Below are 16,333 nucleotides of genomic sequence, written 5' to 3'. Positions count from 1 at the left end.
GAACGGGCGACCACAAACGCAACACAGTTGCATTTAAATCCGTGACGCACTACCTGGAACCCCTCATTCGCCTTGGAGCACGCCATGTCTGAATCGAACCCCAGCGCAGTCACGACGGATGCGTCCTGTGACTGCCTCCACCATCGGGTGGAGGCATCACGCCCCGAGGGCCGCTGGGCTTCATGGATACCGCTCCTGGCCTGTGCCGTGTGCCCGGGGCACCTTTCGGCCTCCGCGCAGGTGCTGTCCTTCGTGGGGATCGGCGTCTCGTTCTCCGAGTCTTCCCATCTGCTCTTCCTGGGGGTCGCCGTCTCCCTGTCGCTCGCGGTGAATGCCTGGAGGGCGTGGCGCCTTCGCCGCCTGGCGCCGCTTGCCATTTCAGGAGCCGGCTGCGGGCTGCTCGTCCTCAGCCATGCGCTGGATGAGAATGCGCTGCTGCTCTGGAGCGGCGTCGCCGTGCTGCTGGGGGGAACGCTCTGGGAGCGCCAGGTGTGGCGGCGATTCCCGGTGCGCCGCGCCTCCTCGTCCCTGGCTTCGTGACGAAGGCCTTCAGCGCAGGTGCTGGAACTTCTCGCGGTGGCTGCGGGCGACGCGCAGCTCCGCGCCGGACGAGAGCACCACGACCAGGTCCCTGCGGCCCTCGCTGCGCAGCTCGCGGATGCGGCGCGCGTTCACGATGGCCGAGCGGTGGATGCGCATGAAGCGCTCCGGCTCCAGGCGGGTCTCCAGGCTCTGCATCGTCTCGCGGTGGAGGTACGCCTTCCCGCCCGCGTGGATCTGCACGTAGTAATCAGCGGCCTCGATGTATTCGATTTCGTCCACGTCCAGGAACACCACCCGGCCCGCGTCGCGGATGGCCAGCCGGCGCATCCACGGTTCGGGGGGCGTGGGCGCCGGGGCGGGCGTGCTGTCCCGCTCACCGTAGGTGGAGAGCACGGACATCAAGCGCTGGCTGAGGTCGGACATCCGCGCCATGCGGATCTGCGCCTTGGCGCGGCCGATGGCGTCGTGGAAGCGGTCGTCGCGGAAGGGCTTGAGCAGATAGTCGAGCGCGTGGATGTCGAAGGCGCGCAGCGCGTACTGGTCATACGCGGTGACGAAGATGACGGCGGGCACCTCGCCGGGGTCCAGCCGCGCGAGCACCTCGAAGCCGTTGAGCTCCGGCATCTGCACGTCCAGCAGGACCAGGTCCGGCCGATGCTCGCGGATGAGGCGCACCGCCTCCGGTCCGTTGCCGGCCTCCCCCACCACGCGAACGTCTGGATCCGCGCCCAGCAGCAGGCGCAGCCCCTCGCGGGCCAGGGGCTCGTCATCCACGACGAGCGTGCGGATGGCGGCGGCTGTGTTCATGCCCCCAGCGCCTCCGGCACGGCGGCCTGGAAGGGCAGCTCCAGGCGGGCTCGCACTCCGCCCCCGGCGCGGTTCTCCAGCGTGAAGACATGACGGTCGCCGTAGAGCTGTCGCAGGCGGTCCCGCACGTTGGCCACGCCAATGCGGCCGTCCTGGTGGTCCCAGCCGGGTGCGAGCCCGGGGCCATCATCGAGCACCTCCAGCACCAGCCGCGCTCCCTCGCGTGAGGCGCGCAGCTCCACGCGTCCCGCGCCGGAGCGGGTGGCGATGCCGTGCTTGATGGCATTCTCCACCAGGGGCTGGAGGATGAGGCTGGGCACGAGCGCGCCCAGCGTGGCCGGGTCGATGGCGCGCACCACCTGGAGCCGGTCCTGGAAGCGGGTCTGTTCGATGTCCAGGTAGCGCTCCAGGAAGTCCACGTCCTCGTGGAAGGGGACGTGCTGGCGGCCCGAGGTGTGGAGGGCCATGCGCAGCAGCTCGCTGACGCCGGTGAGCATGCGGATGGAGCCGGCGGTGTCCTGCTTGCGCACCAGCACGGAGATGGCGTTGAGCGTGTTGAAGAGGAAGTGCGGGTGGAGCTGGGCGCGCAGGGCGTCCAGCTGCGCGTGCGCCAGGCGCGTCTCCAGGTGCGCCTGGGCCAGCTCTCCCTCGCGGAAGCGGCGGTGGTAGTCCACGGCGTAGCCGATGGCGAGGATGCCGCCATAGGTGAGCAGGGACAGGACGCTGTACTTGGCCATCATCAACGGCAGCATCCGCGCCCAGGAGCTCTCCAGGAGCCACGTCTCCCCCGTGGCCCGGGCGGCGAAGTAGATGATGCTCACGTAGGGGACCATGACCACGACGAGCGCGGCCAGGAGGACCGCGAGGCTCCGGGGCCAGATGCCGCGCTCCAGGCGGAAGCGCTGTCCGAGCGCGAGGATGAAGGGCGTGGCGAACGCCCAGTACTGCCACTGCGGCACCTGCACCAGCAGCGCCCGGCTGAGCGGATAGCCCGGCTCCCGGGCCTGGGCATAGACCCAGGAGTGGAGCGCGGAGACGACGCCCGGCACCGCGCAGACGAGCATCAGCAGCGGCACGCGGCGCAGCAGTGACAGCAGCACGGACGGCGCGGACGCGGAGGGAGAGGTGGATTCCACGGCCCGTGGAGTCTACGTCCGAACCGGGTCCACTTCCGGACGGGTGCAGCCAAAGGGCTCCGGGGTGCAGCGAACGGGACGACGGCGCCCTGGCAGGGGCCATGTATCCTCGCGGGACCTCGCTTCCGCCATGGCCTCTCCCCGTCCCTCCTCGCTCGCCCGGCTCGCGGCCCTGGCCGTCATGTTCTCCAGCGGGGTGGCGCTCGCGGACAATCCGCCGCTTACCAGCTCGAACTACGCCATCGACGTGTACCAGGGCCCGGTGCTGGCGCCGGTGCGCGTGTCGGACCTGGCCGGCGCGTACGCGCCCATCGCGGAGGGCGTCGAGGGCATCAGCGTCAACACGGCCGCTCCGGCCGTGCGCTCGCTCTATTCGTCCAAGCACGTCGACTACGACCTGTCGCTGGCCTTCACGTTTCCCAGCTCGCTGCGCGACACCGACTTCGACAACAACGGCGCGGTGGGCTTCGCCAACGACGACTTCATCTTCACGCAGCTTGGCGGGCTGATTCAGTGGGGCCCCTGGGGGCTGGGCGGCGCCGCGTCGATGCAGAACTATGCCCTGGGAGAGGACGCGAATGGGCAGCTGCTCAACCTGAGCATGACCCGCTTCCAGTTCCAGCTCGCTCGCGGCTTCCTCGATGGCGAGCTGACGGTGGGCGTGGGGCTGCGCGCGGTCGTCCTGGAGATCAACACCGCCGAGGATCCGAACAACAAGTTCGCCAGCATGTTCGGCGGCAACGTGGAGGCCGGTGCCCTCTGGACGCCCATGGGCCTGCCGCTGCGCGCCGCGCTGACCCTCCGCGCTCCCGTCCAGGGAGGACTGACCCCGGGCGGACCGACCACCGCGGACGAGGAGGGCAACGTGAAGGTCGCCGGCCTCTACCTGCCCACCTCCGTCCGGCTGCCCTGGGAGATTGAAGCAGGCGTCGCCTGGCAGTTCGGAGACCGCCCGCTCCAGATACCGTGGGGGCCCGACCGCGCGGAGCGCTACAGGGCCCTGCCACGCGCGAAGCTGCTGCTGACCGGCTCCGTGCTCATCAGCGGCTCCGTGCCGAATGCCATCGGCTTCGACTCCTTCCTGTCGCAGCAGTTGGAGCGCTCCGGGCAGAGCCTTTCGATTTCACCCCGCGTCGGCGCGGAGTGGGAGCCGCTTGAGAACCGGCTCCAGCTGCGCGCGGGCAGCTACCTGGAGCCCAGCCGCTTCGACACCGTCGGGGCCCGCCTGCATGGCACCGCCAGCGCGGAGCTGCGGCTGTTCCAGTGGTCCGTCTTCGGTCTGTTCTCGCCCGACACCTCGTGGCGCGTCAGCGGCTTCGCCGATGTGTCCCGCCTCTACTTCGGCTGGGGCTTCGGCGTGGGGACCTGGCACTAGCCTTCCGGCGGTTCGAGCGGCACCGCCGGTCCAATCCAGAGGATGTCCCGGAAGGACAGGAGCCGCTCGCGGTACGAGCCGATGGGCGCGCGCGGGTGGATGAGGATTCCCTCGTCGGAGACCTCGAGCAGGGCCCCGAGCGCGTACCACGTCCCGTACTGCGTCTGGCGCAGCATCACCCCCTTGCCAAGATACGGCGTGAGGTTGGCGCGGTTGATGGCGGGGCCGTGCGTGAACACGGGTTCGGCCTTGTAATGATTCAGGGGCCGCGTGGGGGCCTGGTATTGCTTCAGGAATCCCCACTTGCCGTGCCGGTCGTCTCTGGCCGCCAGCGTCTCGTTTTCGGGCACGGGGACGTGCCGCTCCTCGAACGCGGCCTCCGCCTGAGGCTCGACGGGCCAGGGGGCTGCGTCCTCCCAACGCGCATGCCGGGCCCCCTCGGCCCAGCGCCAGGGCCAGGCGTGGCGCCCCCCCACCGAGAACATCAGCCGGGGCTCGAGCTTCTCCCGCGAGCCCGGGGGACACACCACGGTGCCGTCCGGCTGCGCTCGCGTGAAGTCCCAGCCGCGCTCGGTCGGGATGAACCGTCCGTCCTCGTCCGGCCAGGGGTTCCAGTCGCTCGGGGGTGGCACGCGGCCCGGCTCCAACTCCAACGAGGAGCGGAAGCGCAGCTGACCGGTGTTCACGTCCCAGAAGGCGATGTCATGGTGCCCCGTCCCCACGAGCGTGTCGTCCGCGCCCCAGGCCAGTCCGTCGATGCCGCTGGCGCCCTCGAGCCGCCGGACCATCTTGGCCGAAGACCCCACCTTCCACAGCTCGACCGTTCCTCCCTCGTCACGCAGCAGACATGCGCCCATGGAGCCATCCGGCGACCAGGCCCAGCGGCCCAGGTCGCCGCTCCTGGAAGCCGACCCGAACGAACGGCGCTTCAGGTTCACCTGACACAGGCGCTTGCCGCCCTCGAAGATGAGGACCTGGGGGAACTCGTAGTTGTTGACGAGCACGGCCAGACGCTTGCCGTCGCGGGACCAGACGTATTCCTCGACCGCGTGAACACGCAGCTCGGCGTCCCTGCTCAGGTCGGACACCGGGCGGCCGGTGTGTCCGTTGGCGAGCCGGGGCTGCTCCTCCCCGTAGGCCAGGCGGACCCCGTCCGGCGAGAACGCCACCGGCAGCGTCAGCGCATCGAAGCGGTACTCGAGGTCGCCGCTCCGCACATCGATGGCGGAGGCGGACGGATGGGGCTTCTGCTCCGTGCTGGTGTTCGGTTCGAGCACGAACTCATGTTTGCAATAGCCATGGATGCGGGAGCCATCCGGGCTCCACCGCACCCAGGTATGCGGACGCGACTTCGAGGGCTGTCCGTCCAACCGGGCCGGGCACCAGCGAAGCCCTTCACTGTCCTCGTTGACCCTGGCGCCCTCCCGGAACGGGACGATGCATCCCAGCGCGCCGTCCGGCCCGGGGGTGGAGACGAACAGCTGGGTTTCATCCGGAGACCAGCACCAGGCGGGCAGGTGCCCCGTGTTCTCCACGTGCTTGGGATTGATCACGGACCACGCTGGCGGCGAGCCCCAGCGCCGGGTGACGTCGGCGGTGAAGGAAGGCAGCGCTCCGGCGAAGGCCCGCATCACGCCGATGACGACCTGGTCCAGGATGACGCCAAGCCACTCCCCCGACGGCGACCACTGGAGGCAGGAGGGCTCCCGCGTCGAGCCGACCAGCGTCGTCTCGAACCCGACCGCGTCGACCACGCGCCCCGTCGCCAGCTCCCAGATGCGCACGTCTCCGCCGTGCGATTCGTCGAGCCGGTTGCTCGCGATGGCCAGATGGCGTCCATCCGGGCTGAGCGCGAAGCAGCGCTGCATGCCGATGTAGCGCGGGGTCTCCACGAGCCGTGCCCCGGCGGCCAGGACCTTCTCCGAGAAGCGCCGGTGGACCTCCGTGAGTCCGTGCTCGCGCTCCAGCCGGAGGAGCCGTTCGCGCAGCGGCGCAAGGTCCCGGCCAGGCTCGAAGTTTCCGAAGTCGGCCTGCTCCAGCAGCGCTTCGAGCTCCGCGTCGGAGCATTGGACCAGCTGGGAGGGGTTCGCGAAGGGTCCTGGCATTGGACCGACGATACCGCCGCCACCCTGCCCGCGGCAGCCCCTCCGAGTGCATGCGTCACGGCCCGGTCGCCGGGCCCTCGAGCGCCACCGCCGGCCCCACCCACGCAATCTCGTCGTAGGGCAGCACCGGATCGCGGTTTGACCTGGGCGAAGGGCAAGGAGGGTCGAGCAGGAGTCCCTTCTCCGTGGCCTCACGCAGGACCCCGATGGCATTGCTCGACCCGAGCAGGCGCAGCAGCAGTGTCTGGCCCACATACGGCGCGAGGTTGTCGCGGCGGATGGCGGAGAGAAACATGAAGGCTGGCTCGGCCCGGTAGAGGCCTGGCTGCTTGTCGGGGACCTGGGGCGCGACGGGAGCGGGGGCGTTGTCCTCCCACCGCGCATGCCGGGTCCCGACGGCCCAGCGCCAGGGCCAGGCATGGCGCCCCTCCACGGAGAACATCAGCCGCGTCGCGAGCTCCGCCCGCGAGCCCGGGGGACACACCACGGTGCCGTCCGGCTCCACCCGCGTGAAGTCCCAGCCGCGCTCGGTCGGGATGAACCGCGCGGTTCCGTCCGGCCAGGGGTTCCAGGCGTCCGGGGGCGGCACGCGTCCCGGCTCCAGTTCGGACGAAGCCCGGAAGCGAGGCTGTCCGGTCGTCACGTCCCAGAAGGCAATGTCATCCTGGCCCGTCGCCACGAGCGTGTCGTCCGCGCCCCAGGCCAGTCCGTTGATGAGGCCGGCGTACTCGAGCCTCCGGAGGAACCCGGGCGCGGGCCCCACCTTCCACACTTCGATCCCCCCTTGGGTCTCTTCCCTGTACGGGTTGTTCTCCCTCGTCAGGCATGCGCCCATGGAACCATCCGGAGACCAGGCCCAGCGGAGCAGGTCATGGCTCCAGGAGGACCGCCCGAGATAACGGCCCTTCAGGTCCACCACGCACAGAAGCTGGCCCTCCTCGAAGATGAGGGCCTTGGGGTGGTCGTACTCGTTGACGAGGACGGCCAGTCGCCGGCCATCACGGGACCAGACGCATTCAGCGACCGAGTGGATGTGCACACGGGCGCGCCTGGCCAGGTTGGCCATCGTCTGGCCCGTGTGGCCGTTGGCGAGCCGGGGCGGGTCCTCTCCGTAGGCCAGGCGGGCACCGTCCGGCGAGAACGCCACCGGCAGCTTCAGTTCATCGAAGCGGTACTGGAGGTCGCCGCTTCGCACGTCGATGACGGAGGCGGACGGATGGGCGTCCTGGCCCGAGTCGGGGTGCGGCTCGAGCACGTACTCGTGTTTGCAATAGCCATGGATGCGGGAGCCATCCGGGCTCCACCGCACCCAGGTATGCGGCTGCGATCTCGAAGGCCGTCCGTCCAACCGGGCCGGGCACCAGCGAAGGCCCTCACTGTCCTCGTTGATCCGGGCCCCTTCCCGGAATGGGACGATGCAGCCCAGCGCGCCGTCCGGCCCGGGGGTGGAGATGAACAACCGGGTTTCATCCGGAGACCAGCACCACGCGGGCAGGTGCCCCCGGTCCTTCGAGTGTTCGGGATTGATGACAGCCCACGCGGGCGGCGAGCCCCAGCGCCGGGTGACGTCGGCGGTGAAGCAAGGCGGGGCTCCGGCGAAGGCTCGCAGCACGCCGACGATGACGCCGTCCAGGATGACGCCGAGCCACTGCCCCGACGGCGACCATTGGAGACAGGAGGGATCCCCCCCCGACCCGACCCTCGTCGTTTCGAACCCGACGGCGTCAACCAAGCGCCCAGTCGCCAGCTCCCAGATGCGCACGTCTCCACCGTGCGATCCGTCGAACCGGTTGCTCGCGATGGCCAGATGGCGTCCATCCGGGCTGAGCGCGAAGGCGCTCTGCGTGCCGATGTAGCGCGGGGTCTCCACGAGCCGTGCTCCCGCGGCCAGCACCTTGTCGGAGAGGCGCCGGTGGACCTCCGTGATGCCGCGCTCGCGCTCCAACCGGAGGAGCCGCTCTCGCAGCGGCGCGAGGTCCCGGCCGGGCTCGAAGCCGCTGAAGTCGGCCTGTTCCACCAGCGCTTCCAGCTCCGCGTCGGAGCAGTCCGTCCACTGCGAGGGGTTGCCGAAGGATCCTGGCATTGGACCGATGATACCGCCGCCCCGCTGCCCGAGGCAGCCCCTCCGAATGCGTGCGTCACGGCCCGACCCACGGGCCAGGGCGGACGCAGCCGCAGCGTCTGGCCCACATACGGCGCGAGGGTGTCGCGGCGATGGGGCTCGCCGTCCTCGCGGCCGTGGCGGTGGGCATGTCCCGGCGGCGCGCCCCGGCGCTCATGGGCGGATGAGCGCTCCCGGGGCACGCCGCTGCGGCCTGGCGGCCCCGGATGCGCCTCGAGTGCCCTCCTGCTGCTACGGCAGCGTCACCTGGGTGGGCCGGGGGCTGTTCGCCGCCTCGCCATTGCCGAGCTGGCCCGCGGCGTTGCCGCCCCAGGCGTAGACGATGCCCGTGCTCGCCACGGCCAGGGTGTGGGTGGAGCCCGCCGCGATGGCGAGGAGATTGCGAAGCGTGGGGAGCTCTCCGCGCGACTGCTGCTCCTGTCCCTCGCCCAGCCCCAGCTGTCCGGAGGTGTTGTCGCCAAAGGTGACGAGGGAGCCTCCTTCGATCGCCGCCAGCGAGTGGTATTCGCCCGCGGCGATGCGCTGGACGCCCGCGAGGCCGGACACCTGCGCCGGGGACAGGCGGCTGGAGGCCGTCGCGTCGCCGAGCTGACCGTCGCTGTTGAGCCCCCAGGACCAGACGGTGCCGTCCTCGCGCAGGGCCAGGGAGTGATACCGCCCCGCGGCCACGGCGACGACTCCCGTCAGGCCCGCCACCTGCCCTGGCGTGGAGCGGGCCGTCGTCGTTCCATCCCCCAGGGCCCCGAAGTAGTTGTCCCCCCACGCCCAGACGGTGCCATCCGAGCGCACCGCCAGCACGTGACGTGCGCCCGCGGAGATGGCGACGACCCCCGTCAGGCCCGCCACCTGCCCTGGCGTGGAGCGCTCGGTGGTCGTCCCATCGCCGAGCTGGCCTTCGGAGTTGTTCCCCCACGACATGACGGTGCCGTCCTCGCGCAGGGCCAGCGAATACCCTCGGCCCGCGGCCACGGCCGTGACGCCGCTCAGCCCGGGGATGGGTTCGGGGGAGTAGGCGGAGTTCCCGGAGCCGTTCCCCAACTGCCCGTAGAGATCGTAGCCCCACGACATGACGGTGCCATTGGTGAGCACGGCCAGTGACAAGTTCATGCCCGCGGCGATGCCCTTCACCCCGGAGAGCTTCGGCACCTGGACGGGCGTCGCGCTGCGGTTGGCTCCCTCCCCAATCCCCAGGTCGCCATTGCGGTTGTCGCCCCAGGCCCAGACCGTGCCATCCGCGCGCAGGACCAGGGAGTGGGTTTCGCCCGCGGCCACGCTCGTCACATCCGTCAGCCCCTCCACGTGCACGGGCGCGCTGCGATTCACGGTGTCCGGCTGCCTGCCCAGCTGCATGTACTGGTTGTCGCCCCAGGCCCGCACGCTCCCGTCGACGAGCGCGGCCAGGACGTGATCGTCACCCGCCGACACGGCCGTGACCTCCGCCAATCCCGGCACCTGCTTGGGCTCATGTTGGGTGTACGTCCCATCCCCGAGCTGGCCCTCGGGGTTGCTTCCCCAGCTCCAGACCGTGCCATCCCCCATCAGGGCCACCGCATAGAAGGTGCCCGCGGAGACGGCGGCCGCGTCGGTCACTCCGGGCACCTTGCCGGGAAGGTACCAGTTCCTCCGCTGCTCACTGCCCAGGGCCCCGTCCACGTTGGTGCCCCACGACGACACGGTGCCGTCCGAGTGCACGGCGAACGAGAGCGCGTAGCTCGCGGCGACGGAGACCACGTCCGTCAGCCTGGACACCGCGACCGGGCGGAGGCTGCTGGCATCCACGCCGTTCTCGCCATTGCCAAGCTGACCGGAGGAGTTGTCTCCCCAGGCCCGGACCGTCCCATCCGCGAGCACGGCCAGCGAGTGCTCCCTGCCCGCGGCAAGACCGGTGACCTTGGCCAATCCCGGCACCTGCACCGGAGTGAGGCGCCGCTCCTTCGTTCCGTCACCGAGCTGGCCGTCGACGTTCTCCCCCCAGGCCCAGACCGTGCCGTCCCTGCGCAGGGCCAGCGAGAAGTCACCCGCGGCGACAACGGCGATGACCTCCGTCAGCCCCACCACCCGCACCGGAGTGGACGAGGTGTCGGTCCTTCCGTTTCCAAGCTGGCCCTCGGAGTTGTCCCCCCAGGTCCAGACGGAGCCATCCGTGAGCAGGGCCAGGGAGTGGCGGAAACCCGCCGCCACCGCGCGGACGCCACCCAGTCCGCGCACCGGTTGGATCCAGCCGTCGACGCGGGGGGAGAAGGAGCCCCACTCCAGCACCGTGCCGTCACGGAGGAGCATGACCGAGTGGTAGCGGCCTCCGGCGACGAGCGGTGCGTCCGGGCACGCGACGACGGAGAGCCCGAAGCTCCGGGTGATGGCGGGCGCCACGTCGTTGGTGATGGTCACCGTCACCGTGACGCGCGTTCCCGCGGGCAGGCATTCGGGGCCCCTCCAGCGCACGTCGCTGGTCGTCGCGGTGCTCTGCGGCTGCTCCAGGCCCCCCATGCTGGCCTCCCAGCTGAACTTCAGGGTCCGCTGGGCGTCATCCTTCGCGGCGACGTGAAACGCCACCGTCTCGTTGGCCATCAGGTTGACGGCGGACTGCGTGCTCTCCACGAGCGTGGGGGACTTCGGCTGGGGCGGCGGTGGCGGCTCCGGGTCGGAGCCACAGCCGGTGCCCCAAAGCGCCAGCACCGCCAGCAATGCCAGCTGGAAGCGGAATTGAATCAATCGGTTCATGGGAATCCCCCTTGAGATGACAGGAAAGAGGAGTCATTTAGCATGGGCTGCGTGCCCGACCATTCCCGCATCGCTGGCGTCTGCCTTGGCATGGGCCTGTCGCTGGCCGCGTGCAAGGCGCCCTCCCCCACACCGGAAAGCCCTTCCATGAACTGGGTGAACATTCCCGCCACCGACGCGCGGGTGCGGTACGTGGGCCGGACGTATCGCTCCGAGACGGGCAGGGTCTTCTCCCATCCGGGCGTGACGATGCGCGCGCGCTTCTGGGGAGACGCCGTGCGGATCCGGCTCGATGACGCGGGCCTGGGTGGCGACGTGGGGACCAACCACTTCGACGTCGCGGTGGACGGGGCAGCGCCCAGGCTGCTCGCGGTAAATCCCGGTCCGGGCAGCTACCTGCTCGCCAGCGACCTGCCCGTGGGCCTGCACACGGTGGAGCTCTTCAAGCGCACCGAGTCCCTGGTGGGCGCCAGCACGCTCCTGTCGCTCGAAGTGCACGGCGAGCTCCGGGAGCCGCCCCAGCGGCACCCGGGGCTCAAGCTGGAGTTCGTCGGTGACTCCATCACCTGCGGCTATGGCACCGACGCCACCTTCGTCCCGGAGACGGCCTCCTCGAAGGTGCCCTCGTTCACGTCCAGGCACCAGAATCCCAGACGCGCCTATGGCTGGCTCACGGCCCAGCGCCTGGGCGCGGAGGCCGTGTTCGTCTGCTATTCGGGCCACGGCGTGTACCGCAACCTGGACCTGTCCACGTCCGGGTTGATCCCCGCCGTCTACGAGCGCGCCGTCGCGGATCATCCCGCCGCCTGGGACTTCTCCAACGACTCGCCGGACGTGATTGTCCTCAACGCCGGCACCAACGACACGTTCGCGGGCTCGGGCACCGCCGCGTTCCTTCCGGATGAAGCGGCCTTCAAGGCGGCCTACCGGACCTTCCTGGAGCGGCTCCGCGCGCTGCATCCCCGCGCGCACATCGTCTGCACGCTGGGCAGCATGACGGATGGCTTCAAGCGGCAGGAGCAGCAGGGCGTGGTGACGTCCGTGCACGTCGGGGATTGGATTTCCCAGCTCGTGGCGGAGCGCCAGCGCCTGGGCGACGCCCGCATCCACCGCCACGTGATGGCCATGCAGAACCCCTTCGCTGACGGCGTTGGCGAGGACTGGCATCCCTCCGCCGCCACGCACCAGAAGATGGCGGAGTCGCTGAGCCGGTTCATCCAGGACGTCGTGCGCCCCTGAGCCGGGCCCGCGAAACCAATCCCTCATCATGTTCCGACAGGCAGAGGCACGAGGGGGCCATCCCCTGTCATGCCCGCCTGTGATTGCCGTACGCGCGGTGCGTGTCGAAGGTTGCGTGGAACGCGAGAAGGCCTTCGAGCACCACCGAGGCCGCCCCTCCCTCTTCACCGGGACAGGCAGGCTCTTCTCCCTCCCCAGGGCACGTATGAGTCCACTCTTCATCCTCTTCGCGGCCATGGCCCAGACGCCCACGCCTTCTCCCGAAGCGGAGGATGCCCCCTCACCGGCTGCCGTCTCGGCGGCAGCCGGGGACGAGGAGGAGGACGAGGGGCCCTGGACGGGTACGGCGGGGCTGGGCGCCTCCTTCTTCAGCGGCAACAGCCGCGCCTTCACCATCACGGGCGACGCCATGGCGGAGTACGAGTCTCCGGTGTGGGCGCTCACGCTGGAGGCGGATGGCGCCTACGGCAACGCGGCCGCGGAGGACGAGGAGGAGCGGGAGGTCACGGCCCTGACGCTCGGCGGCTGGGCGCGCGGTGACTACCGCTTCACGCGCCTGCTCAGCGCCTACTCCTTCCTGGGCCTGGAGACCGACCACCCCGCCAGCCTGGAGCTGCGCACCGAGGTGGAGCTGGGCGCCGGCTTCACGTTCCTGGAGCGCAAGAAGAAGTCGAAGGAGCTCTTCCTGCGCACGTACCTGGGCGCGAGCTACGCGAAGGACCGCCGGTTCCAGTACATCCCCACGCGCGAGGACCTGCCGAACGTGACCCTGTGGTCGCCCGCGGTGGGCCTGGCGTTCCGCTACGACATCAACGAGCGGGTGCACCTGCGCGAGGACGCCATCCTCCTTCCAGACATCTTCGGCGACACGCGCGTCCTGCTGGACTCCACCACCAAGCTGTCCGTGCACCTGACGGACCGCTTCGCGCTCACCACCTTCTTCGAGTTGCAACACGACAGCGCACCCGCGGCAGGCAAGGTCAAGACGGATACCTCGCTCTCGGTGGGCGGTGAGCTGGAGATCTGAGGGATTGGAAAGGAGCAGCACTCCCATGGGCAAAGCGGCTCATTTCGACGACATCCAGGTCCCGGGCGAGACGAAGCAGAAACAGCGCACGCCGCCGAAGAAGAAGGGCATGGAGCGGGTGCTCGACGCCATCGAGCGGGTGGGCAACAAGGTCCCCCACCCCGCGGTCATCTTCGTCGCGCTGATCGCCATCGTGATGGTGCTCTCCCACATCTTCTACAGGATGGGTGCCAGCGTCACCTACGAGACCATCAACCCGGACACGCACCAGTTGGAGGAGACGACCACCGCCGCGAAGAGCCTGCTGACGGGCGAGGGCCTGCGCTTCATGTTCGCGGGCGTCGTCCAGCATTTCATGGACTTCAACGCGGTGGGCGTCATCATCGTCGCCATGCTGGGCGTGGGCGTCGCGGACGCGGCGGGCCTGGTGGGCGCGCTCATCCGCAAGCTGGTGGCGGTCGCTCCGGCGCGGCTGCTCACGTACATCCTGGTGTTCGTGGGCATCCTGTCGAGCATCGCCGCGGATGCCGGCTACCTGGTGCTGATTCCCCTGGCGGCGGCCGCCTACCTCACCGTGGGCAGGCATCCGCTCGCGGGCCTGGCGGCTTCGTTCGCCGGTGTCGCCGCGGTCTTCACCGTCAACATCCTGATCAAACCGCTGGACGGCATCCTGACGGAGATCACCAACGACGCCATCCACATCATGGCGCCGGACCGCTCCATCGACCTGACGGCGAACTTCTGGTTCTCCGTCGCGTCGGTGGTGATGCTGACCATCATCGTGTCGCTCATCAGCGACAAGCTCATCGAACCCCGGCTGGGTGCGTACCAGGGAGAGAAGCCGGCCACGGTGGGCGCGAAGCTGTCCCCGGAGGAGTCGCGGGGGCTGAAGTTCGCGTTCTGGGGGCTCGTGGGCGTGCTGGTGTTCTTCGGCCTGCTGGCGCTGCCCCCCGGGGCTCCGCTGCGCAATCCGGAGACGGGCGCGCTCATCGGGGACTCGCCGTTCATGAACGGACTCATCGTCGCCATCACCGTGCTGTTCCTGGTGACGGGGGCCGCCTATGGCGTTGGCGCCGGGACGCTCAAGAACAGCGTGGACGTCATCAAGGCCATGGAGAAGGCGGTCGCCGGGCTGGGCGGCCTCATCTTCCTCTTGTTCATCATCAGCCAGTTCATCGCCCTGTTCACCTACACGAACATGGCGACCATCGCGGCCGTGAAGGTGGGGGACGCCCTGGAGCACGCGGACCTGGGCGCGCTGCCGCTGCTCATCGGGTTCGTGCTGGTGGTGGCCGTGCTGGACCTCATCATGACGGGCGCCATTCCGAAGTGGGCCATCTTCGCGCCGGTGTTCGTGCCGCTCCTGATGCGGCTGAACGTGGACCCGGAGGCCGTGCTCGCCGCGTACCGCGTGGGCGACGGTCCGTTCAATGCCATCTCACCGCTGAACGCCTACTTCGCGCTCATCGTCACCTTCGCCCAGAAGTACCAGAAGGACGCGGGCGTGGGGACGGTGGTGGCCTTGATGCTCCCGTATGTCATCGTGGTCTTCGCCGTGTGGATTGCCCTCCTGGTCGCCTGGCAGGTGCTGGGACTGCCCTGGGGGCTCGGGTAGGCGCGGGAGACACACCATGTCGAGGGTCCACCTTCTGGCCACGGGCGGCACCATCGCGGGGAGGGCCGGCTCCGGCGTGGAGCCGGGCTACCGCGCGGGCGAGGTCACCGTCGAGTCGCTCATCGACGCCGTCCCCGGCCTGCGCGCCCTGGCGACGCTCCGGGGCGAGCAGGTGGCCCAGGTGGGCAGCCAGGACATGGACGACGGCCTCTGGCTGCGGCTGGCGGCCCGGGTGAACGCGCTCTTCGAGGGTGACGAGGCCGACGGCGTGGTCATCACGCACGGCACGGACACGGTGGAGGAGACCGGCTACTTCCTCCACCTGGTGGTGCGGAGCGCGCGGCCGGTGGTGCTCACCGGCGCCATGCGGCCCGCCACGTCGCTCAGCCCGGACGGGCCGCTGAACCTCTACAACGCGGTCGCCGTCGCCGCCGACCCGGAGGCCCACGGCCGGGGCGCCATCGTCGTGCTCAACGACGACCTGCACTGCGCGCGCGACGTGACGAAGTCGAGCACCACGGACGTGCAGACCTTCATCTCACCGGGGCCGGGCCTGCTGGGCACCGCGCGGTACGGGCGCATCCGCTACTTCCGCCAGCCCACGCACCGGCACTCCGCCGCGTCCGGGTTCTCCGTGGACGGGCTCGAAAGCCTGCCCCGGGTCGACATCCTCTATGCCCATGCGCACATGCCGCCGGACCTGGTGCGCGCCAGCGTGGTGAACGGGGCGCGCGGCATCGTCGTGGCGGGGATGGGCAACGGCAACGTCTCCACGGAGGCCGCGGCGGCGCTCGCGGAGGCGGCGAAGGCGGGCGTCGTCGTCGTGCGCAGCACGCGGGTGGTGAGCGGCGACGTGGGCCGGAACATCGAAATGGACGACGACGCCCTGGGCTTCGTCGCCGCGGACCAGCTCAACCCGCAGAAGAGCCGCGTGCTCCTGCAGCTCTGTCTGGCACAGGGCATGGAGCGCCTCGCGGTACAGGAGGCGTTCTACCGTCACTAGGGTGCCGCGCGCTCAGCGCCGCGAGTCGCGCCGGGTCTGGGTCCGGCGGCCCCGGGCCGAGGCGTGGGACTGTCTCTTGAGGGCGGGAAAGCGCTCCTGCTTCAGGGCCCCTCCCCGCTTCTGGCGGGACGCCTGCTTCGTGGCGGTGACCTTCGCGGTGCGTCCGGCGGCGCGCGTCCGGCGCGCGGGCTTGCGTCCTCCCGTGGCCACGCGCGTCGTCCGCCGGGTGGCGCTCGGGCGGCTCGCGGCGCGGGTCCGGATGCGCGCCTTGCGCTCGAGCAGGGCGAGCCGCTTCTCGAAGCGCTCCAGCGTGAGGGCGAAGTACTCGGCCTTGCGCAGGGTGTTGCGGTTGCCCTCGGCGCGGCGGGAGCGGGCGGGCACCTCCTTGCGCAGCGCCTCCCTGCGCTGCCGCTGCGCCTGGTCCTGGTACTTCTCCATCAGGCGGCGCGCTCTCAGGATGCGGCCTCGCAGCTCCCGTGGCGAAAGCTCGGCCAGGTTGCGTGGGGCGCTGGACAGGACGAGCTGGGCTTCGCGCTCGGTGAGCAGTGACATCCGCTTCGACGGCAGTGTGCGCATGGGCTTCCCCCTCATGGGATGGATTGCGTTGCGGAACATCCACACCTTCCATCCGCCGGCAAAC

Annotated in this window: 12 protein-coding genes; 6 read left to right on the top strand and 6 right to left on the bottom strand. The window is 70.1% G+C overall.

What is annotated here, in order from left to right:
- The first annotated feature begins 84 nt into the window (after positions 1-84).
- Entirely contained in the window at positions 85-540 is a 456-nt protein-coding gene (locus tag ACX114_RS09095; RefSeq protein WP_459296708.1) for a hypothetical protein, read from the top strand.
- 9 nt (positions 541-549) lie between these two features.
- Here ACX114_RS09095 and ACX114_RS09090 read toward each other — a convergent pair whose 3' ends face one another.
- Entirely contained in the window at positions 550-1,350 is an 801-nt protein-coding gene (locus ACX114_RS09090) for a LytR/AlgR family response regulator transcription factor (RefSeq protein ID WP_459296706.1), read from the bottom strand.
- On the bottom strand, positions 1,347-2,486 hold the full coding sequence (locus tag ACX114_RS09085) for a sensor histidine kinase (protein WP_459296704.1): 1,140 nt from the start codon (positions 2,484-2,486) through the stop codon (positions 1,347-1,349). The genes ACX114_RS09090 and ACX114_RS09085 overlap by 4 nt, the downstream gene beginning before the upstream one ends.
- Before the next feature lie 130 nt (positions 2,487-2,616).
- Between ACX114_RS09085 and ACX114_RS09080 the strand changes: the two genes are divergently transcribed.
- Positions 2,617-3,861, top strand: coding sequence for a hypothetical protein (locus ACX114_RS09080; RefSeq protein ID WP_459296702.1), 1,245 nt, complete (start codon positions 2,617-2,619; stop codon positions 3,859-3,861).
- On the opposite strand, the gene ACX114_RS09075 is transcribed toward ACX114_RS09080, so the two are convergent.
- The 3 genes from ACX114_RS09075 to ACX114_RS09065 form a co-directional block, all read right to left on the bottom strand.
- The gene (locus tag ACX114_RS09075) at positions 3,858-5,966 is read right to left on the bottom strand and encodes a WD40 repeat domain-containing protein (protein WP_459296700.1); all 2,109 of its coding nucleotides are present in this window, start codon (positions 5,964-5,966) and stop codon (positions 3,858-3,860) included. The two genes, ACX114_RS09080 and ACX114_RS09075, sit on opposite strands and share 4 nt — an antisense overlap.
- A gap of 55 nt (positions 5,967-6,021) precedes the next feature.
- On the bottom strand, positions 6,022-8,049 hold the full coding sequence (locus ACX114_RS09070) for a WD40 repeat domain-containing protein (protein ID WP_459296698.1): 2,028 nt from the start codon (positions 8,047-8,049) through the stop codon (positions 6,022-6,024).
- Between the two features lie 270 nt (positions 8,050-8,319).
- The gene (locus ACX114_RS09065) at positions 8,320-10,809 is read right to left on the bottom strand and encodes an RCC1 domain-containing protein (RefSeq protein ID WP_459296696.1); all 2,490 of its coding nucleotides are present in this window, start codon (positions 10,807-10,809) and stop codon (positions 8,320-8,322) included.
- Positions 10,810-10,956: 147 nt separating this feature from the next.
- On the opposite strand from ACX114_RS09065, the gene ACX114_RS09060 reads away from it, so the two are divergent.
- The 4 genes from ACX114_RS09060 to ACX114_RS09045 all read left to right on the top strand — a co-directional run bounded on the left by ACX114_RS09060 (position 10,957) and on the right by ACX114_RS09045 (position 15,693).
- Complete coding sequence (locus ACX114_RS09060; RefSeq protein WP_459296694.1) at positions 10,957-12,048, top strand: SGNH/GDSL hydrolase family protein; 1,092 nt, start codon at positions 10,957-10,959, stop codon at positions 12,046-12,048.
- A 205-nt stretch (positions 12,049-12,253) separates the two neighbouring features.
- Positions 12,254-13,075: a DUF481 domain-containing protein gene (locus tag ACX114_RS09055; RefSeq protein WP_459296692.1), complete on the top strand. Its 822-nt coding sequence runs from the start codon at positions 12,254-12,256 to the stop codon at positions 13,073-13,075.
- Positions 13,076-13,100: 25 nt separating this feature from the next.
- A complete protein-coding gene (locus tag ACX114_RS09050) occupies positions 13,101-14,690 on the top strand; it encodes an AbgT family transporter (RefSeq protein WP_459296690.1) in 1,590 nt (529 codons plus the stop codon).
- A gap of 16 nt (positions 14,691-14,706) precedes the next feature.
- Positions 14,707-15,693 (top strand): type II asparaginase, encoded by a 987-nt coding sequence (locus tag ACX114_RS09045; RefSeq protein ID WP_459296688.1) that lies wholly within the window; start codon positions 14,707-14,709, stop codon positions 15,691-15,693.
- 12 nt (positions 15,694-15,705) lie between these two features.
- On the opposite strand, the gene ACX114_RS09040 is transcribed toward ACX114_RS09045, so the two are convergent.
- A complete protein-coding gene (locus ACX114_RS09040) occupies positions 15,706-16,269 on the bottom strand; it encodes a hypothetical protein (protein WP_459296686.1) in 564 nt (187 codons plus the stop codon).
- Positions 16,270-16,333 lie beyond the last annotated feature (64 nt).

The organism is Corallococcus sp. M7, from assembly GCF_054512695.1.
Note: the sequence above shows the minus strand (reverse complement) of the source record. Positions and strands in the feature narration are given on the sequence as shown.

What these genes read in the sequence shown, in the direction of transcription:
- ACX114_RS09040 (WP_459296686.1), bottom strand. Translation starts at nt 16,269, where the DNA reads ATGCGCACACTGCCGTCGAAGCGGATGTCACTGCTCACCGAGCGCGAA.
- ACX114_RS09055 (WP_459296692.1), top strand. Translation starts at nt 12,254, where the DNA reads ATGAGTCCACTCTTCATCCTCTTCGCGGCCATGGCCCAGACGCCCACG.
- ACX114_RS09090 (WP_459296706.1), bottom strand. Translation starts at nt 1,350, where the DNA reads ATGAACACAGCCGCCGCCATCCGCACGCTCGTCGTGGATGACGAGCCC.
- ACX114_RS09060 (WP_459296694.1), top strand. Translation starts at nt 10,957, where the DNA reads ATGAACTGGGTGAACATTCCCGCCACCGACGCGCGGGTGCGGTACGTG.
- ACX114_RS09075 (WP_459296700.1), bottom strand. Translation starts at nt 5,966, where the DNA reads ATGCCAGGACCCTTCGCGAACCCCTCCCAGCTGGTCCAATGCTCCGAC.
- ACX114_RS09045 (WP_459296688.1), top strand. Translation starts at nt 14,707, where the DNA reads ATGTCGAGGGTCCACCTTCTGGCCACGGGCGGCACCATCGCGGGGAGG.
- ACX114_RS09050 (WP_459296690.1), top strand. Translation starts at nt 13,101, where the DNA reads ATGGGCAAAGCGGCTCATTTCGACGACATCCAGGTCCCGGGCGAGACG.
- ACX114_RS09095 (WP_459296708.1), top strand. Translation starts at nt 85, where the DNA reads ATGTCTGAATCGAACCCCAGCGCAGTCACGACGGATGCGTCCTGTGAC.
- ACX114_RS09080 (WP_459296702.1), top strand. Translation starts at nt 2,617, where the DNA reads ATGGCCTCTCCCCGTCCCTCCTCGCTCGCCCGGCTCGCGGCCCTGGCC.
- ACX114_RS09065 (WP_459296696.1), bottom strand. Translation starts at nt 10,809, where the DNA reads ATGAACCGATTGATTCAATTCCGCTTCCAGCTGGCATTGCTGGCGGTG.
- ACX114_RS09070 (WP_459296698.1), bottom strand. Translation starts at nt 8,049, where the DNA reads ATGCCAGGATCCTTCGGCAACCCCTCGCAGTGGACGGACTGCTCCGAC.